Here is a 17,417-nt window from a genome sequence, read left to right as displayed (position 1 = left end):
TGTGGTGTAAACAACGCAACGTTTTCCTACACTTTATATTATTTGTTCTTGGCAGCAGGCAGTTGCATATAAAATACACCCAATATAAATGCTCGACCCTATCCTCAAATCAATGAACGACGACAAACGGCCCCACTCTTACCGACCGCGCCACCATAGGCAACACACGCCGCCGTTTTGGCAGGCAGACCGCCCGTACCTGCACGAACACAATATTTCCGATGCCCGTTTCAGACGGCTGGGCTACATCATGGCCTTTCTTGCCGGCGCGATTAATGCCGGCGGTTACTTCGCATTCTCACGTTATACCTCCCACGTTACCGGCTCAATGTCGCTGTTGGCAGATGTTTTGTATCTTCAAGAGTGGAGTGTGGCCATTATTGCCACAATCAGCGTGTTGTGTTTTGTTGCCGGAGCCGCGCATTCGGGCTGGGTGATTTTATGGACGCAGCAGATGCGTTTCCGTGGCAGCTTTGGGTTTTCCATGTGGCTGGAAGCAGTTTATCTGTTGATATTCGGTTGGTTCGGTATTGCCGCGATGGAATGGGATTTTGGCGGCTCTGATTTTATTATGCCGTCTTTGGCATTGTTTTTATTGTGTTTTATTATGGGCATGCACAATACGGTTATCACGCTTCTTTCCGGCGGAGCCATCCGCTCCACCCACATGACCGGTACGGCGACCGACTTGGGCATTGAAATTTCACGCGCGCTTTATTACTCCAAACAACATCATCCGCGCCTGCCGCACGTCCGCGTCAACAAACCGAAAATGTGGCTTTTAAGCGGCTTGATGCTGTCGTTTTTGCTGGGCGGCGTGGTTGGCGCATGGGGTTATCATTTGGTCGGCCATCATTTCGCCCTGCCCGTTTCCGCCGTTTTGTTCATACTGGGCGCAGGCTCGGTGGGATACGATGTCAAAGTCAGACTAAAATGGGCATTTGTCAGCTGGTATCGCCGTAAAAAGAAAAACGGAAGAAATCCTAAAGAAACTTACTTTTCATCTGACTACAAAACGGCCAAACTGTCAGAAAAATGCAGAAATGTTTCAGTATTATGTTAACTGGCAAATATTTGCGTAATATCGGGTTAAACCCATTCTTTTGCGTTTCGGATATTCGATATCATTAATTCGTAATGACCCACGCGGTTTTTATTCATTTTTTTCAGACGGCCCGTGCCGTCATCTAAAAAGAGGATACGACATGAAATTCTTGAAACCCCTGACCGTTATTGCTACTGCAATTCCTTTGGCACTCACCGGCTGTGTGGCCGATCCTGCTACCGGTCAACAATCCGCCAGCAAAACCGCTATGTATGGTTTGGGCGGTGCGGCTGTTTGCGGCATCGTTGGTGCGCTGACCCACGGCGGTAAAGGCGCGCGCAACTCCGCATTGGCTTGTGGTGCAGTAGGTGCCGGTATCGGCGGTTACATGGACTACCAAGAGAAAAAACTGCGTCAAAGCCTGGCCAACACCAACATCGAAGTTGAACGTCAAGGCAACCAAATCAAACTGGTTATGCCTGAAAACGTAACCTTCGCTACCGGCAGCGCTGCCCTGAGCGGCCATGCTCAAAGCGCCTTGTCTGCCGCCGCGCAAACTTTGGTTCAATATCCTGACACCACTTTGACCATCAACGGCCACACCGACAATACCGGTAACGACGCCATCAACGAGCCATTGTCTCGCAACCGCGCCGAATCTGTTGCCATCTTCCTGCAATCCCGTGGCGTAAGCAGCACCCGTTTGAGCACTTTCGGTTACGGCTCCCGTCAACCCATCGCCTCCAACGCTACTGTTGAAGGCCGCGCACAAAACCGCCGCGTTGAAATCTTGATCAACCCCGACCAACGCGCCATTGACGCTGCTAAAAAACAAATGTAATCCGACATCTGTCTGATTCCCATAATTAAGGCCGTCTGAAATTTCAGACGGCCTTTTTTCTTTGTAGATTTTGTTTGCAATTTCTTCTCCTCAATTCAATCCACCATAAAATTTATTCTTTTATTAACAAGACTTTTCAATTTTTCCTTCAAAAAAACTGTATTAATACTCTAATTTTTACACTAACTTAGAGTATAATTCCTAAAATTTTAAAAACACGCCCCATACCGTCTGAAAAACGGCGGCGAAAAACACACTTATTTATATACACATCAGTCCGTTATCCAATCCATTTCATAGGATTTCAGACGGCGCCATCCAGAATCTATGAAGGAGCATTCATGCAAAACAACTTTGACCCATTGATTATCCGTGGCAAATCACTGATCCCCGTCGTACAAGGCGGTATGGGTGTAGGCGTTTCCGCATCAAAACTCTCCAGCGCGGTTGCGCGCGAAAACGGCGTAGGTACGATTGCCAGCGTCGATTTGCGCCACTTGCACGAAGATTTGCTGGCCGAATCAAAAATCGACTCCAGCGAAGAAAAATACACCCGCCTCAACTGCATCGCGCTTGACCGTGAAATCAAAAAAGCCAAAGCCGATTCAGAAGGCAAAGGCATGATTGCCGTCAACGTCATGAAAGCCGTCAAAGACCATGCCGCCTACGTCCGTCAGGCGTGCGAATCCGGTGCTGACGCGATTGTGATGGGCGCAGGTTTGCCTTTGGACTTGCCGGAAATGGCCGAGGGCTACCACAAAGATGTCGCCCTTTTCCCTATTTTGTCCGAATCACGCGGTATCAACATCGTTTTGAAACGTTGGATGAAAAAAGGCATCTTGCCCGATGCCATCGTTATCGAACACCCTGCCCACGCAGCCGGCCACTTGGGCGCGGCAACCGTTGACGGCGTGAACGATGCCAAATTCGAGTTCAAACGCGTTATTGAAGAAACATTTGAAGTATTCAAAAACTTAGGCTTGGAAAGCGAAAAAATCCCGTTGGTACTCGCCGGCGGCATGGCAAACTTTGAAAAAGTCAAAACAGCCTTGAAAAACTGGGGCGCATCCGCTGTTCAAATCGGTACCGCGTTTGCCGTGACCGAAGAAGGCGATGCCCACATCAACTTCAAGAAAACGCTGACCGGTGCGGAAACCGAACAAGTGGTTGAATTCATGTCTGTTGCTGGTTTGCCTGCTCGCGGCGTGCGCACCAAATTCCTCGACAGCTACATCAAACGTGAAGCCAAATTGCAAGCCAATGCCAAAAACGATCCGCGCCGTTGCACCCAAGGCCTGAACTGCCTGACCAGCTGCGGCTTGCGCGACGGTTTGGCCAAAGCCGGTCAATTCTGTATCGACATCCAACTTTCCGCAGCATTCCGCGGCGAAGTCGATAAAGGCCTGTTTTTCCGCGGCAAAGACCCACTGCCGTTTGGCAACGCCATCCGCACGGTTCAAGAAACCATTCATTATCTCTTGAACGGTTCCCTGCCCGTTGTCTCTGCCAAATAAACGCATCAATATTTAAAAGGCCGTCTGAAAAAACATTTAAACCCTGTTTTCAGACGGCCTTTTTGTCCCAATCCATCTAAAAAATGCTAAGATTGTTGCCTGAATTTATCCGGCTGAAACATCATGAACCCATTATTGAACCATCTCAAACCCTATCCTTTCGCCCGCCTGCGTGAAGCCATGCAAGGCATTGATGCACCCGAAGGCGTAACGCCCATTCATCTGCAAATCGGCGAGCCGAAACATCCGACGCCCAAAGTCATCACCGACGCGCTGACCGCCTCCCTGCACGAACTGGAAAAATATCCGCTGACCGCAGGCCTGTCCGAACTGCGCCAAGCCTGCGCCGAATGGGTTGCCCGCCGTTATGATGGTTTGAGCCTCAATCCCGACAATGAAATCCTACCGGTATTGGGCAGCCGGGAAGCTTTGTTCTCTTTTATCCAAACCGTTTTAAATCCGGCTTCAGACGGCCCCAAACCGGTCGTTATCAGCCCTAATCCTTTCTATCAAATTTACGAAGGCGCGACTATTTTGGGCGGCGGCGAAATCCATTTTGCCAACTGTCCTGCGCCCAGCTTCAATCCCGATTGGAGCAGCCTGCCCGAAGACGTATGGCAACGCACCAAAGTCCTGATCGTCTGCTCGCCAAACAACCCGAGCGGCAGCGTCCTGCAATTAGAAGACTGGAAAGAAATTTTTGATTTGCAAGACAAATACGGCTTTGTTATTGCCTCTGACGAATGCTATTCCGAAATCTATTTTGACGGCAACAAACCAATCGGCGGCCTGCAGGCTGCGGCGCAATTAGGACGCGGCACACGCAACATTATTATGTTTACCAGCCTGTCCAAACGCTCCAATGTCCCCGGTTTGCGTTCCGGCTTTGTCGCAGGTGATGCCGAGTTGCTCAAAAACTTCCTGCTCTACCGCACCTACCACGGCAGCGCGATGAGCATTCCCGTCCAACGCGCCAGTATTGCCGCTTGGAACGATGAAGAACACGTCATTGACAACCGCCGCCTCTACCAAGAAAAATTCGACCGCGTTATCCCTATTTTGCAACAGGCATTCGATGTCAAACTGCCTGACGCGTCGTTCTACATTTGGCTGAAAGTTCCCGATGGCGACGACTTGGCATTTACGCGCAACCTGTGGCAAAAAGCCGCTATCCAAGTGTTGCCCGGCCGCTTCCTCGCCCGCAATACCAAACAAGGCAATCCGGGCGAAGGCTACGTCCGCATCGCTCTGGTTGCCGATGTGGAAAGCTGCGTCAAAGCGGCTGAAACCATGGTTGCTTTATACCGCCGATAAAACAAAGGCCGTCTGAAATTTCAGACGGCCTTTTTAAATCAACCAAGTTATATCACGAAATCCAACAGATAAAAATCTTCTTTACCTACGCCGCACTCAGGGCATTTCCAGTCGTCGGGAATATCCTCAAACTTGGTTCCGGCAGGCAGGCCGTGCTCTGGATCGCCGAGGTCTTCGTCGTAAATCCAGCCGCAAGGGCCGCACATATATTGAGCCATTGTGTGTTCCTTCTATTTTAAAAGGCCGTCTGAAACCGTATTTTCAGACGGCCTTTCGTGTGTTTTATTGTTGATATTTTGAATTTATTGCGCTGCTTCCAAAGCGGCGATTTCTTTACGCAGGTGTTTGATGGCCGGTGTTACGATGGCGACGAACATGGCCTCGCGGACGCGGCGTTGCGCCGGACTGCGCATCAGATAACCTTTCGCGCCTGCATGCAATGCGGCAGATTGAGTGGCGCTCAGTGCCAATACAGCAGCGGCTTCACGTAGTTTCAAAGTTGCCAGCGTATCAGGTTTATTGTTCCATGCATTATCGGCAAGGCGTTCGGTTTTCGCCCATACGCCGTCCAACGCGGCTTTCAAATCATCGTAGCTGTGGTTGAGGTAAGCGTTCACTTCAGCGTTCACTACATTGGCCATGCGGATAATGCCGAGCGCACCGTCAATCACACCGGCGCCGATACCCATTTGCAGCAAGATGAAACCGGCTTTAATGGTCGGGATATAAGACTGGAACTGCTCAGGCGAAGCAATCACATCTTCATCGGGAATAAACACATCTTTAAAATTCAGGCTGTAAGTGCGCGTGCCTTCCAAACCGCAGAATTCAGGGCAATCTTGCAGGGTCACGCCTTCCCACTGGCCGCCGGTAATAAACATCACATAGCTGTCGCCGACTTGGGCGGTATTCGCCCAAATATGGTCTTCGCCGATATTGGATACCCAAGGCAAAGAGCCGTTGACTTTGTAGCCGCCCTCGACGCGCTCGGCTTGCAGGTTGTGTTTTTCAATGCCGGCAAGGTGTTTGACGGTATTGGACATGCCCGTACCGGCCAAAACTTTACCCTGCAGAATATTGGCAAGATATTTGTCTTTAACCGCTTGATTGGGCGATTGGTGCAGATACCATGCGCAAGCCGCCTGACACCATGCGCTGAACGAAGTGGCGCCGCATTCTTTACCGATTTCGCGCAATACGGCGATTTGCGTTGCCAAACCCAAACCGTTGCCGCCTTCTTCAACCGTACCGGTCGCGGCAAAACCGCCGATTTTGCCCAATTCCAGCATAAATTCTTTCGGGTACAGGCCTTTGCGGTCGATGTCGTCCACCAATGGTTTCAGCTTGCTTTTAACGAGTGCGGCAACATTGTTCAGTAAAGCTTCGCGTGTCATGATTTTTTCCTCTGAATAAGGTTTGAAGCGTAGATGGTTCTACTCATGAATTATTCTTAGCAACAAGGATATCCTTGCTTTTTACTAAAAGGCCGTCTGAATTTTCAGACGGCCTTTGATGAAATTAGGCAAATGCCTGCAATTCAGGGTTGATTTCAGTTTTGGCAAGGTTGTTGACGTAGTTGCACAAGGTTGCCAAAGCAACACCCATGACGACTTCAACGGCTTGCTGTTGGTTGTAGCCTGCATCGAAGAAAGCTTTCAGCTCGTCGTCGGATACCGCGCCTTTTTTCGCCATAACGGCTTGGGTGAATGTCGCCAAAGCACCCAGTTTGGCATCGTCAAACTCGCCTGCAGCCAATGCGCGTGCGGCTTTGATGGATTGTTCGGACAGCAGTTTTTTCAGGGTAGCCAGTTTGGTGTGGCCGGCAACGCAGAAACCGCATTCGTTGGTACGGGCGGCAATGATTTGGACAACTTCAACTTCGCCGTCAGTCAGGCTGTTGGCCGCATTCAGCTTGCCAACTTCTTGATAAAACGCCAAAGCTTCAGGCGCATTGGCCAAAACGCCGATCAGGTTAGGAATAAAGCCGTTGTTTTTCAATACGGCTTCAATGCGTGGTTTAGCAGCTTCAGGAGCGGTTTCGACTGTGTGTATGGTTAAACGTGACATCTTTATGACCTTTTTTGTAATAAAACGAAGTGGGCATGATAAGCTATCCGCCTCCATCAGAAAAAGACTTATTGGTTATTTACCGTGAACCAAAAGTTATAAGGCCGTCTGAACGGATTCAGACGGCCTTATCAAATGATTCAACTCATTATTTCATAAAGTTTTTCAGCAGCATAGAAGCGATGTCGTCCAAGCCGAAACCATCCGCATCTTAAGCCGTGCCGTTAGGCGTGGCTTTATCGACCAAGTCAGGCAATACTTTTGCCAACAAATCGCCTGCTTGACCGGCATCCACGCCGAATTTTTGCGCGATTTGGTTTACCGTATCGCTGCCCAAAGCATTTTGCAGGTCGCTACCGGACACAGGCAGGTTGCTGGATTGGTTGGAAACCCAGCTGCTCAGGGTATCGCCCAAACCGCCTTGTTGCAGTTGGTTGATCAGGTTGCCCACGCCGCCTTGTTGTTTCACCAAATCCATCGCCATATCGGTCAGAGAACCTTGTGCGCCGTTTTCGCTGTTGCCACCCAACATTTGAGTAGCCGCATTCAAAAGATTCTCCATGAGTGCCATGACTTTTTCCTTGTATTTGTGTCTAAAAAAGAAAATGGAGTGTAGCAAAATTTGCACTGAAAAAAATCAGGCTTAACCAAACTAAACTTCTTTTATCCCAAAGCCGTAATAAAACAAAGGCCGTCTGAAACCCGGTTTCAGACGGCCTTTATAATGAATAATGCTATTCTTCGCGGCCATTGAAATACTCGGCCGCGCCACCTTCAAAAAACCCTTGCAAAATCGCCTGCGCCGCTACTTGGTCAAGTACGGATTTTTGTTTTCGGCCAAATACTTGAGCTTCAGCAAGCAGGCTTTCCGCGTATAGGGAAGACATCCTTTCATCCACCCAATAAACCGGCATATTAAAACGTCCGTGCAACCGGCGGCCAAACTTACGGCTCAAACGGGTCAGCTCATGCTCCATCCCGTCGGTATGCGTCGGCAGGCCGACCACAAAATACTTGGGTTGCCATTCTTTGACCAGCTTGGCAATGGCCTCAAATTTCTCATCATTGCTGTTGCCGGTTACCGTCGCCAGCGGATGAGTCATGCCCAACTCGGTATCGCCCTGCGCCACGCCGATACGCGCCTCGCCGAAGTCAAAGGCCAAAACCGTGCCTTTTGGTGCATCAGGCATGGCCGACTCCTGAAACCAAGGCATTCGGATTGACGCCCAATTTTTCAAAAGCGGCGGCATAACGGAGTTCGTAAGGCACATCAAACAGAATATGCTCGTCCGCAGGGACGGTCAGCCAAACATTTTCTGCCAGCTCGCGTTCCAACTGCCCTTTACTCCATTTTGAATAACCAATGCTGATCAAAGCCTTATCAACCGCACCTTCTTTAGACAAGTTTTCAATCACATCGCGCGAAGAAGTCAGCGCGACGTTATCGGTTACCACCATGCTGTTTTGCCAGCGGCCGATCGGCGTATGCACGACATAGCCGCGCTCAATCTGAACCGGCCCGCCCATCATCACGTTTTCATGTTGCAGGCGCAACGGGATATTGCGATCTGCGGCGGCGAAAATCATGTCCATGGTAATCGGCGAAGGTTTGTTGATGATGATGCCCAGCGCACCTTCTTCATCGTGTTCGCACACATAAATGACCGTATCCGTAAAAAACGGATCGTCCATATGAGGCATGGCAATCAGGAAATGGTTGGCTAAATTCATATTCTTTTAATCTATAAGCTGATTTTATTATTTTTGTCCGTCGGCAACCGGCGCGTCCACCACGCACGCACCGTAAACCGCACCGCCTGCCGGTACCGGCGTATCGGTTTTCGCATGGGCAAAACACGATACCGCGCTCAAAGAGTTTTTCGGAGAGCCTTGAACGATTTTATCGCTGTACACCAAATAAGCGAAAGACTTACGTTTCGGGTCGTAATAGCGGATAATCTGCTGGCTCTTAAATGCTATGCTGGCGCTGCGTTTGAACACTTGCCGCGGTTTCAAAACCGCAGACTCGTTATAACGGATGACTTCCGCACTTTGCACGCAGGAAACCGATGCGTCGCTGGCATCCTCTTCCAAATTGACCGTTTCTTTCAAACCGCCTTTTTTCGCGTACGAAATATAACAGGCAACCCCCTGCACATCAGGATCGTCAAAACCTTCCACTTCAATACGGTCGTTTTTACCCAGCATATGAAACACCGTACTGGCGCGTCCGATTTTATCGGTATCGTTACCGCAAGCCGCCAAAACCATGGCACTCAACACTACTAATAAATATTTTTTCATAATATCCTGTCGATGCAGACTGTCAGTTTCCAGGCAGACTAAACCCTGTCCGCCCACTCTATCGTTACTATATAAGACCGTTCGTCCATATTGCAACCCGATATTATTTTCAGACGGCCTAACAGACAGTATAATCCGTCCTATTGTTCCTACTTTGATAGCAAGATCGAACCATGCGTTACAAACCCCTCATTCTCGCCCTGTTGCTCAGTTTCTCCCTGCCAACCTATGCTGCCAAAGACGCGCCGAAAGAAAAAGCGGCCACCGTCAAAAAGGCTGCGCCCGTGAAAAAAGAGAAAGAAGCCGCCAAGGCAGATGTCAAAAAAGAAACCTCAAAAAAACAAGCAGTAAAAGAAAAAGAGGAAGACAAAAAAGCGGTTAAAGCCAAAGCCTCCAAAGAGAAGGAAACCGCCGACAAAAACGAACGCGCTTCAGCCAAAAACAAAACGGCTAAATCCGCCGAAGCAGCTGCCGACAATAAAAAGGCCAACCGCAAAGCCGAAGAGCCTAAAGAAACGGCAAAAGACAAAAAAGCCGCAGCCGCAAAATCCGGCAAAGCCAAAGAACAAGACAAGAAACCTGTTGAAGATAAAAAAGACAGCAAAGCCAAAGAGCCTGCTAAAAAAGCGGCCGATGATAAAAAAGACGGCAAAAAAACCAAAGAACCCGTAACCGAAGACAAAAAGGCCGACGCTAAAGAAGCCAAAGAGCCTGCAAAAAAAGCTGTTGAAGACAAAAAAGACGCTAAAAAAGACATAAAAACCAAAGAGCAAAACAAAAAAGCCGAGCCTAAAGTTGAGCATAAAGCCACTTCTTCAGCCGACAACGAGTTCAAAGCAGCCGTAACTGCCGCCGCCAACGATATGGAAACCAAAAAATCCCTTGCCAAACGCAACGACGGTTTCATTATTCATGTCAATGCCACGCTCAAACAGCTGCAACAAACACGCAACAACCTCTCCGGCATCAACCGCAAACAACGCGACGCATGGGAAAAATTCCAAAAGCTCAATGCCGATGCCAACCAGTTGAAAGCCGAAGTTTCCAACACGCGCGCCCAAATTTCGCGCTTTGTGTCCGGCAACTATAAAAACAGCCAGCCCAACGCGGTCGCCCTCTTCCTGAAAAACGCCGATGCCGGTCAAAAGACCCGCTTCCTGCGTTACACGCGTTATATTAACAACGCCAACGACCAAGTCATGAGAGACTTGGAAAAACAACAGAAAGAGCTGGCAGCGCAAGAGCAAAAAATCAACAATGAATTGGCTTACCTGAAAAAACTGCAAGCCAATATTCAAGCTTCGTTGCGTCAACAAGGCGTAACCAATACTGCCGAACAAGCTGAAAGCCGCCGTCAAAACGCGCAAATGGCCAAAGAAGCGCAAAAGAAAATCAACCACAGAGAAAACGAGCAACGCCTCAACAATCTCTTGAAAGATTTGGAAAAACGCAAAGCCGAGCAACGCAAAGCCGAGGCTGAAGCGCGTAAAAAAGCCGCCGAAGCCCGCTTGGCCGCTGCCGAAAAAGCCCGCAAAGAGCAGGCTGCCGCCCAACAAAAAGCCGAAGCCGAACGCGCCGCCATGTCCACGCTGACTGACGAAGACATGAAACTGCAAGCCCCGAACACCCAAGGCTTTACCGTCAGCAACGCCAACAGCTTCAGCCGTATGCAAGGCCGTCTGAAAAAACCGGTCAGCGGCACACTGGCAGGCCTGTTCGGTCAAGACCGTGGCGATGGTGAAGTTTGGAAAGGCGTGTTCTACAATACCGTTCCTGCTCCGGTCAGCAGCATTGCTTCCGGTACAGTCACTTTTGCCGGCGAACTTGAAGGCTACGGCAAAGTAGTCGTCCTCGACCACGGCGACGGCTATGTCAGCATTTACTCCGGCCTGAACGAAATCGACACCGCCCAAAACTACGCCGTCAATGCCGGCAGCAAGATTGGCACCAGCGGTACTTTGCCGTCGGGCGAAACCGGCCTTTACCTTGAAGTCCGCTACAACGGACAAGTCATGAATCCGCTTTCATGGATTAACTGATGTTTCAGACGGCCTGAGTGGGCTTTCCCCTTCAGGCCGCCTGAATTTTCATCATAAACTACAATAAAACACGATTTTCACGCCTGTTCAGCACATTAAACAACAAACTTTTACCTTAAACTTATTGTTCCAAGCGTTTAAATCACATAAAGTCAACGGGTTGAGAGAAAACAAAAACCACTTTGCTTACCGTACACAAAAAGAAAGTCAAACGAATGTCAACAAAATCCACTTTGAAAAAAGTTGCAATCTACACTCTCGGCGCATTTAGCGGCATCGCCCTCAGTCTGAGTGTACAAAGTTTTGCCGCCGAAAAAGACAAAAAAGACAACGAGGCCCTGCCCGTGCAAACCATCCGCACCATGGCAGAAGTGTACGGCCAAATCAAAGCCAACTATTACCAAGACAAACCAGACGCCGAGCTCTTTGAAGGTGCAATGAAAGGCATGGTGTCCGACCTCGATCCGCATTCCGAGTATATGGACAAAAAAGGCTATGCCGAAATGAAAGAGTCCACCAGCGGCGAATTCGGCGGCTTGGGCATGGAAATCGGACAAGAAGATGGCTTTGTCAAAGTCGTTGCCCCGATTGAAGACACTCCGGCAGAACGCGCCGGCGTGAAAAGTGGCGACTTCATCGTCAAAATCGACAATACCTCTACACGCGGCCTGACCGTCAGCGAAGCCGTCAAAAAAATGCGCGGCAAACCGGGTACCAAAATCACCCTGACCCTTTCACGCAAAAATGCCGACAAACCCATCGTCGTCAACCTGACCCGCGCCATCATCAAAGTCAAAAGCGTACGCCATCACCTGCTTGAAAAAGACTACGGCTACATCCGCGTCTCCCAATTCCAAGAACGCACCGTTGCCGCGCTGAATGAAGCCGCACAAGCTCTTGTCAAAGAAAACAAAGGTCCGCTCAAAGGCATCATCCTCGACTTGCGCGACGACCCGGGCGGCCTGCTCAATGGCGCAGTCGGCGTATCCGCAGCCTTCTTACAACCTGACGTCACCGTTGTCAGCACTAAAGGCCGCAACAAAAAAGAAGGCATGGTTCTCAAAGCAACTGCCGAAGACTATATCACCACCAGCGGCAAAGACCCGTTGGCCGGATTGCCTGCCGAGCTGAAAACCATTCCTATGACCGTCCTGATTAACGCAGGCTCTGCCTCCGCTTCCGAAATCGTTGCCGGCGCATTGCAAGACCACAAACGCGCCGTCGTCGTCGGCACACAAAGTTTCGGCAAAGGCTCAGTACAAACCCTGATTCCGCTTTCCGGCGGCAGCGCAGTCAAACTGACCACCGCCCTTTACTACACGCCAAACGACCGCTCGATTCAAGCGCAAGGCATTGTTCCTGACGTTGAAGTCAAAGACAAAGACCGCGCCTTTGAAAGCCGCGAAGCCGATTTGGTCGGCCATATCGGCAATCCGTTGGGCGGCCAAGACGTCAACAGCAGTACTGAAACGCCTGCCGACGCCGAAACCAAAGCCGATAAAGACAAGTCCAAAAAAGACAAAGACGAAGACATCTCCAGCCGCCGCATTCCAAATCCGGCCAAAGACGATCAACTCCGTAAAGCCCTGGACTTGGTGAAAAACCCAGCCGAATGGCAAAAATCTTTAGGTTTGGCAGCGAAAAAACCTGCGCCGAAAAAAGATGCGGACAAAGACAGTAAAAAATAAACCTGTTATCTCTCAATAAAAAAGGTCGTCTGAAAACGATATGATTGTTTTCAGACGACCTTTTCACACATCAAATATTCCACAGGGAAAACATCATGGCAAAAGCCCCCAAAACCATCTACCAATGTTCCGAATGCGGCGGCACTTCCCCGAAATGGCAAGGCAAATGCCCGCATTGCGGCGAGTGGAACACGCTTCAGGAAAGCCTTGCCGCGCCCGAGCCTAAAAACGCCCGTTTCCAATCTTGGGCGGCGGACACTTCGACCGTCCAATCACTCTCCGCCGTTACTGCCACAGAAGTGCCTCGCAATCCGACCGGCATGAGCGAGCTTGACCGCGTATTGGGCGGCGGTTTAGTAGACGGTGCGGTCATCCTGCTTGGCGGCGACCCCGGCATCGGCAAATCCACACTGCTGTTGCAAACCATCGCCAAAATGGCGCAAAGCCGCAAAGTGCTGTACGTTTCCGGCGAGGAATCCGCTCAACAAGTCGCCCTGCGCGCGCAACGTTTGGAACTGCCCACCGAAGGCGTGAACCTGCTTGCCGAAATCCGTATGGAAGCGATTCAGACGGCCTTAAAACAGCATCAGCCCGAAGTCGTGGTCATCGACTCCATCCAAACCATGTATTCCGACCAAATCACTTCCGCCCCTGGCTCAGTATCACAGGTGCGCGAATGTGCCGCCCAACTGACGCGTATGGCGAAACAGATGGGCATCGCCATGATACTGGTCGGACACGTTACCAAAGACGGGGCGATTGCCGGCCCGCGCGTGCTGGAGCATATGGTCGATACCGTACTGTATTTCGAGGGCGACCAGCATTCCAACTACCGCATGATACGCGCCATCAAAAACCGCTTCGGCGCGGCAAACGAACTGGGCGTGTTCGCCATGACCGAAAACGGTTTGAAAGGCGTGTCCAACCCGTCCGCCATCTTCCTCGCCAGCTACCGCGACGACACGCCCGGTTCGTGTGTTTTGGTCACGCAGGAAGGCAGCCGCCCGCTTTTAGTCGAAATTCAGGCATTGGTCGATGACGCACACGGCTTCACCCCCAAACGCCTCACCGTCGGTCTCGAACAAAACCGCCTCGCCATGCTGCTCGCCGTCCTCAACCGCCACGGCGGTATCGCCTGCTTCGACCAAGACGTGTTCCTCAACGCCGTCGGCGGCGTCAAAATCGGCGAACCCGCCGCCGACCTCGCCGTCATCCTTGCCATGCTCTCCAGCTTCCGCAACCGCCCCATGCCTGAAAAAACCGTGGTTTTCGGCGAAATCGGCTTAAGTGGCGAAGTCCGTCCTGTTGCACGCGGACAAGAGCGGCTCAAAGAAGCGGAAAAACTCGGCTTCAAACGCGCCATCGTTCCCAAAGCCAATATGCCGCGCAATGCCAAAGAATTTCCAAACCTGAAAATATACGGCGTCAGCAGTTTGCAGGAAGCGATTGATGTTTGTCGTGATGGGGACTAAACCGTTTCGATAATCTAATTCAAAAAAACAATCAGCTAAGAGGCCGTCTGAAAACTTTCAGACGGCCTCTCTTTAAATTTAAATAATTCTGTTATATTATAACGAAATATTTTATTCTATCTTTTCTAAACATCGAAAATCGGAGAGAAATCATGAAAAAAACCGCTTTGCTTATCGCATCCGCCTTCCTATTCAGCACTGCCGCCCACGCCCATCGCGTTTGGGTTGAAACCGTCCACACACATGGCGGCGAATACCTTGAAGCCGAATTGGGCTATGGCGAATTCCCAGAGCTTGAGCCGATCGCCAAAGACCGCCTGCACATTTTCAGCAAACCCATGCAACTGGTGACTGAAAAAGGCAAAGAAAACATGATTCAAAAAGGCACATACAATTACCAATACCGCAGCAAATTGCCCGTTAAAGACGGCAGCTACTTGGTAACCGCCGAATACCAACCGACTTTCTGGTCAAAAAACAACGCAGGCTGGAAACAGGCAAGCATCAAAGAAATGCCTGATGCAAGCTATTGCGAGCAAACCCGTATGTTCGGTAAAAACATCGTCAATGTCGGTCATGAAAGCGCAGATACCGCCATCATCACCAAGCAAGTCGGCCAACATTTAGAAATCGTACCTTTGGACAACCCTGCCAACGTCCACGTCGGCGAACGCTTCAAAGTCCGCGTCCTCTTCAATGGCGAGCCGCTGCCTAACGCCACCGTTACCGCTACATTTGACGGCTTCGACACCAGCGACCGCAGCAAAACCCATAAAACCGAAGCCCAAGCCTTCTCTGATACTACCGATGACAAAGGCGAAGTCAGCATCATTCCCCTGCGCCAAGGTTTCTGGAAAGCCAGCGTAGAACACAAAGCTGATTTCCCCGATCAAAGCGTGTGCCAAAAACAGGCGAACTACACCACCATGACCTTCCAAATCGGTCATTCACACCATTGATTCTTCCATGACAAAAGGCCGTCTAAATATTTCAGACAGCCTTTATTCATTCTATTTAAGGACGATGCGGTGCAAACTGCCATTGTCCCAATTCCAAATTCAAATCAAACAGATTCAGACGGCCTATTGCCACACGGACCAAGCGCAAACATGGAAAGCCTGCTTTCGCCGTCATCCTTCGCACTTGACGGTTTTTCCCTTCCGAAATTTTGATTTCCACCCAAAAATCAGGCACGGATTTGCGCACGCGAATCGGCGGCACGCGCGGCCATAAAACATCCACTTCGCCCTCCTCCAATACCCTGACCTCTGCCGGACGGGTGACAAAATCGCCCAAATCTACGCCACGGCGCAATAAATCCAATTTAGCTTCATCTGGAGAACCCTCCACCTGCGCCCAATAAGTTTTGACCTGCTTAAATTTCGGGTCGGCAATCTGCGCCTGCAAACGGCCATTATTGGTCAGCAACAGCAAACCCTCGCTGTCCGTATCCAAACGTCCGGCCGGATAAAATCCCGGTTTCTCGACAAAATCCTTAAGGCACTGATGTTTTTCATGCGCAGAAAACTGGCAAATCACGCCATAAGGCTTGTTTAGAATAATCAAATCGTTCATTTCACACTTTCAGACGGCCTTGGATTTCAAGAAATTCCGGATAATAAAAAAGACACCGTATAAACGGTGTCTTTCATATTTGGCGGAGTAAGAGGGATTCGAACCCTCGATGCAGGTTGACCCCACATGCTTCCTTAGCAGGGAAGTGCCTTCAGCCTCTCAGCCATTACTCCTAAGGAAGACCGCAATATACGCTTTCTCCCTTCCTTCGTCAAGCATTACCGCCTCAAACTTTCTTAACACCATGAAATCATTTAAATAAAAATATAATATTTTTTTGCATAACCCTATTTTTATACTTCTTTCATATATGTTAAAATGATTCTGCTTTCTGTAAACTTTTTCTACGCCCATTATTACAAAGGAGTTCGTATGTTACGTTTTTCTGCTTTGGTTGCCGTATCCGCCCTGATGCTTGCCGCCTGCTCACAATCCGGCAATTCCCAACCATCTACTTCCTCCTCTCAAACTTCTACTGAAAAAACAACTGCAGCCGGTTCTGCCTGCCGCAGCATGGGTGAAGGCCATAAAGTCAATGGCAAAGGTCAAAACGATATCTATATGTGTAAAGTCGATGTGGCTTTGAACTCTGCCGAAGCCAAATCCGCTTTGGATCCTAGCATCCGCGTTCACTACGGCAGTACGTCCGGCGCGACTTTGACTTCCCGTCAAATCTCCAACTCAGTCGGCAAAACCCCTGATGAAACCTGCCAACGCGCATTCTTAAGCGCGGTTAAACGCTTCCAAAGCACTGCACTTCGTAAAAAAGCCAAATCCGTTCACCTGGTTAGCTACTTTGACAAAGTAACCAAAGGCGGTAACGAGTACGAATGCCACATCGCTACATTCAACAGCCGTGTGGTTTTGAAAGGCAGCTTCCACTAAGCAATGTCAAGAATGCCGGACTTCAATATGAAGTTTGGCATTTTTCTATTTTATGGATACGACACCCCTTCAATGCCTGTTGGCCGATCCGTCTTTTGCCGCCTGCTACGACCATGCGTCTCTAAACGCAGCCGACTCACAACGTTTGGCTACCACGCCGCAACTGGCGCAGCGTCAAGACTGGCAAGTCAGCCGCGCATTAAAACAGCAAACCGATTTAGCGACTGTATCGCTGAGCCACAGCCAAGGCTTTGCCGCTTTATTGTGCGCACCTCAGTCCTTAACAGCCGGTGTCGATATCGAATTTATCCGCCCGCGCGATTTCAAAGCGTTGTCGGCTTTGGTCTGCACGCAGGAAGAACAAAACTATTTAGAAACGGCAAACTGGCCGTCTGAAACGTTTTACCGATTGTGGTGTTTCAAGGAAGCATTGATTAAAGCGACGAATTTGGATTTTCCGTCAGACATGAAATCGGTCGGCTATGTTTTCGATTCAGGGCAACCCGTCAGTTTACGCGCTGGAAAGCAAACCGATTGGCACGGCACAAGCGCGATTTTGGCGGATACGATGGCACTTGCCTGCGTTTGGAAGGAAAAAGCCGTCACTCTGCAATGGCAGTTTTTCGGCTCGCTCAAGCCCAATGATTTAACCGACCGGCAAACTATCTAACAA

Annotated in this window: 17 protein-coding genes, 1 tRNA gene and 1 pseudogene; 10 read left to right on the top strand and 9 right to left on the bottom strand. The window is 50.0% G+C overall.

The genetic code is table 11. The annotated features are described in order from the left end of the window. Positions 1–112 precede the first annotated feature (112 nt). The 4 genes from HMPREF2872_RS02280 (at position 113) to dapC (ending at position 4,714) form a co-directional block, all read left to right on the top strand. Positions 113–1,063 (top strand): YoaK family protein, encoded by a 951-nt coding sequence (locus tag HMPREF2872_RS02280; RefSeq protein ID WP_283118966.1) that lies wholly within the window; start codon positions 113–115, stop codon positions 1,061–1,063. Between the two features lie 142 nt (positions 1,064–1,205). Continuing rightward, a complete protein-coding gene (locus HMPREF2872_RS02275) occupies positions 1,206–1,886 on the top strand; it encodes a YiaD family glycine zipper/OmpA-like lipoprotein (protein ID WP_070630897.1) in 681 nt (226 codons plus the stop codon). 341 nt (positions 1,887–2,227) lie between these two features. Continuing rightward, the gene (locus tag HMPREF2872_RS02270; RefSeq protein WP_070630894.1) at positions 2,228–3,400 is read left to right on the top strand and encodes an NAD(P)H-dependent flavin oxidoreductase; all 1,173 of its coding nucleotides are present in this window, start codon (positions 2,228–2,230) and stop codon (positions 3,398–3,400) included. Between the two features lie 123 nt (positions 3,401–3,523). Then, on the top strand, positions 3,524–4,714 hold the full coding sequence (gene dapC, locus HMPREF2872_RS02265; RefSeq protein WP_070630891.1) for a succinyldiaminopimelate transaminase: 1,191 nt from the start codon (positions 3,524–3,526) through the stop codon (positions 4,712–4,714). A 47-nt stretch (positions 4,715–4,761) separates the two neighbouring features. Here the strand turns inward: dapC and HMPREF2872_RS02260 are convergent, their stop codons facing one another. The 7 genes and pseudogenes from HMPREF2872_RS02260 to HMPREF2872_RS02230 all read right to left on the bottom strand — a co-directional run bounded on the left by HMPREF2872_RS02260 (position 4,762) and on the right by HMPREF2872_RS02230 (position 9,085). Next, positions 4,762–4,932 carry a rubredoxin gene (locus HMPREF2872_RS02260; protein WP_003680460.1) on the bottom strand — a complete coding sequence of 57 codons (171 nt, stop codon included), beginning with the start codon at positions 4,930–4,932 and terminating at the stop codon, positions 4,762–4,764. Positions 4,933–5,016: 84 nt separating this feature from the next. Continuing rightward, entirely contained in the window at positions 5,017–6,108 is a 1,092-nt protein-coding gene (locus tag HMPREF2872_RS02255) for an acyl-CoA dehydrogenase family protein (RefSeq protein WP_070630888.1), read from the bottom strand. Between the two features lie 124 nt (positions 6,109–6,232). Then, entirely contained in the window at positions 6,233–6,781 is a 549-nt protein-coding gene (locus HMPREF2872_RS02250) for a carboxymuconolactone decarboxylase family protein (RefSeq protein WP_003685141.1), read from the bottom strand. A gap of 148 nt (positions 6,782–6,929) precedes the next feature. Beyond that, positions 6,930–7,352, bottom strand: a pseudogene (locus HMPREF2872_RS02245) (YidB family protein). Positions 7,353–7,515: 163 nt separating this feature from the next. Next, complete coding sequence (gene ruvX, locus HMPREF2872_RS02240) at positions 7,516–7,971, bottom strand: Holliday junction resolvase RuvX (RefSeq protein ID WP_070630887.1); 456 nt, start codon at positions 7,969–7,971, stop codon at positions 7,516–7,518. Further along, a complete protein-coding gene (locus tag HMPREF2872_RS02235; RefSeq protein ID WP_070630885.1) occupies positions 7,964–8,512 on the bottom strand; it encodes a YqgE/AlgH family protein in 549 nt (182 codons plus the stop codon). The genes ruvX and HMPREF2872_RS02235 overlap by 8 nt, the downstream gene beginning before the upstream one ends. A 27-nt stretch (positions 8,513–8,539) precedes the next feature. Beyond that, positions 8,540–9,085 carry a CreA family protein gene (locus tag HMPREF2872_RS02230; RefSeq protein ID WP_070630884.1) on the bottom strand — a complete coding sequence of 182 codons (546 nt, stop codon included), beginning with the start codon at positions 9,083–9,085 and terminating at the stop codon, positions 8,540–8,542. A gap of 173 nt (positions 9,086–9,258) precedes the next feature. On the opposite strand from HMPREF2872_RS02230, the gene HMPREF2872_RS02225 reads away from it, so the two are divergent. From HMPREF2872_RS02225 to HMPREF2872_RS02210, 4 genes are all read left to right on the top strand, one after another. Further along, the gene (locus HMPREF2872_RS02225) at positions 9,259–11,124 is read left to right on the top strand and encodes a murein hydrolase activator EnvC family protein (RefSeq protein ID WP_070630882.1); all 1,866 of its coding nucleotides are present in this window, start codon (positions 9,259–9,261) and stop codon (positions 11,122–11,124) included. 215 nt (positions 11,125–11,339) lie between these two features. Continuing rightward, positions 11,340–12,812: a S41 family peptidase gene (locus HMPREF2872_RS02220; protein ID WP_063075383.1), complete on the top strand. Its 1,473-nt coding sequence runs from the start codon at positions 11,340–11,342 to the stop codon at positions 12,810–12,812. Positions 12,813–12,907: 95 nt separating this feature from the next. Then, complete coding sequence (radA, locus tag HMPREF2872_RS02215; RefSeq protein ID WP_070630880.1) at positions 12,908–14,284, top strand: DNA repair protein RadA; 1,377 nt, start codon at positions 12,908–12,910, stop codon at positions 14,282–14,284. 152 nt (positions 14,285–14,436) lie between these two features. Beyond that, the gene (locus tag HMPREF2872_RS02210) at positions 14,437–15,243 is read left to right on the top strand and encodes a DUF4198 domain-containing protein (RefSeq protein ID WP_070630878.1); all 807 of its coding nucleotides are present in this window, start codon (positions 14,437–14,439) and stop codon (positions 15,241–15,243) included. Between the two features lie 55 nt (positions 15,244–15,298). On the opposite strand, the gene HMPREF2872_RS02205 is transcribed toward HMPREF2872_RS02210, so the two are convergent. Beyond that, complete coding sequence (locus tag HMPREF2872_RS02205; RefSeq protein ID WP_070630876.1) at positions 15,299–15,859, bottom strand: pseudouridine synthase; 561 nt, start codon at positions 15,857–15,859, stop codon at positions 15,299–15,301. An 80-nt stretch (positions 15,860–15,939) separates the two neighbouring features. Continuing rightward, positions 15,940–16,032, bottom strand: a tRNA-Ser gene (locus HMPREF2872_RS02200). Positions 16,033–16,231: 199 nt separating this feature from the next. Between HMPREF2872_RS02200 and HMPREF2872_RS02190 the strand changes: the two genes are divergently transcribed. Continuing rightward, a complete protein-coding gene (locus HMPREF2872_RS02190; protein ID WP_283118965.1) occupies positions 16,232–16,744 on the top strand; it encodes a hypothetical protein in 513 nt (170 codons plus the stop codon). 52 nt (positions 16,745–16,796) lie between these two features. Beyond that, on the top strand, positions 16,797–17,414 hold the full coding sequence (locus tag HMPREF2872_RS02185) for a 4'-phosphopantetheinyl transferase family protein (protein ID WP_070630872.1): 618 nt from the start codon (positions 16,797–16,799) through the stop codon (positions 17,412–17,414). Positions 17,415–17,417 lie beyond the last annotated feature (3 nt).

It is taken from the genome of Neisseria sp. HMSC069H12, from assembly GCF_001812735.1.
Taxonomy (GTDB): Bacteria; Pseudomonadota; Gammaproteobacteria; order Burkholderiales; family Neisseriaceae; genus Neisseria; species Neisseria subflava.
The sequence above is the reverse complement of the archived record's forward strand: the minus strand, read 5'-3'. Positions and strand labels throughout refer to the sequence as shown.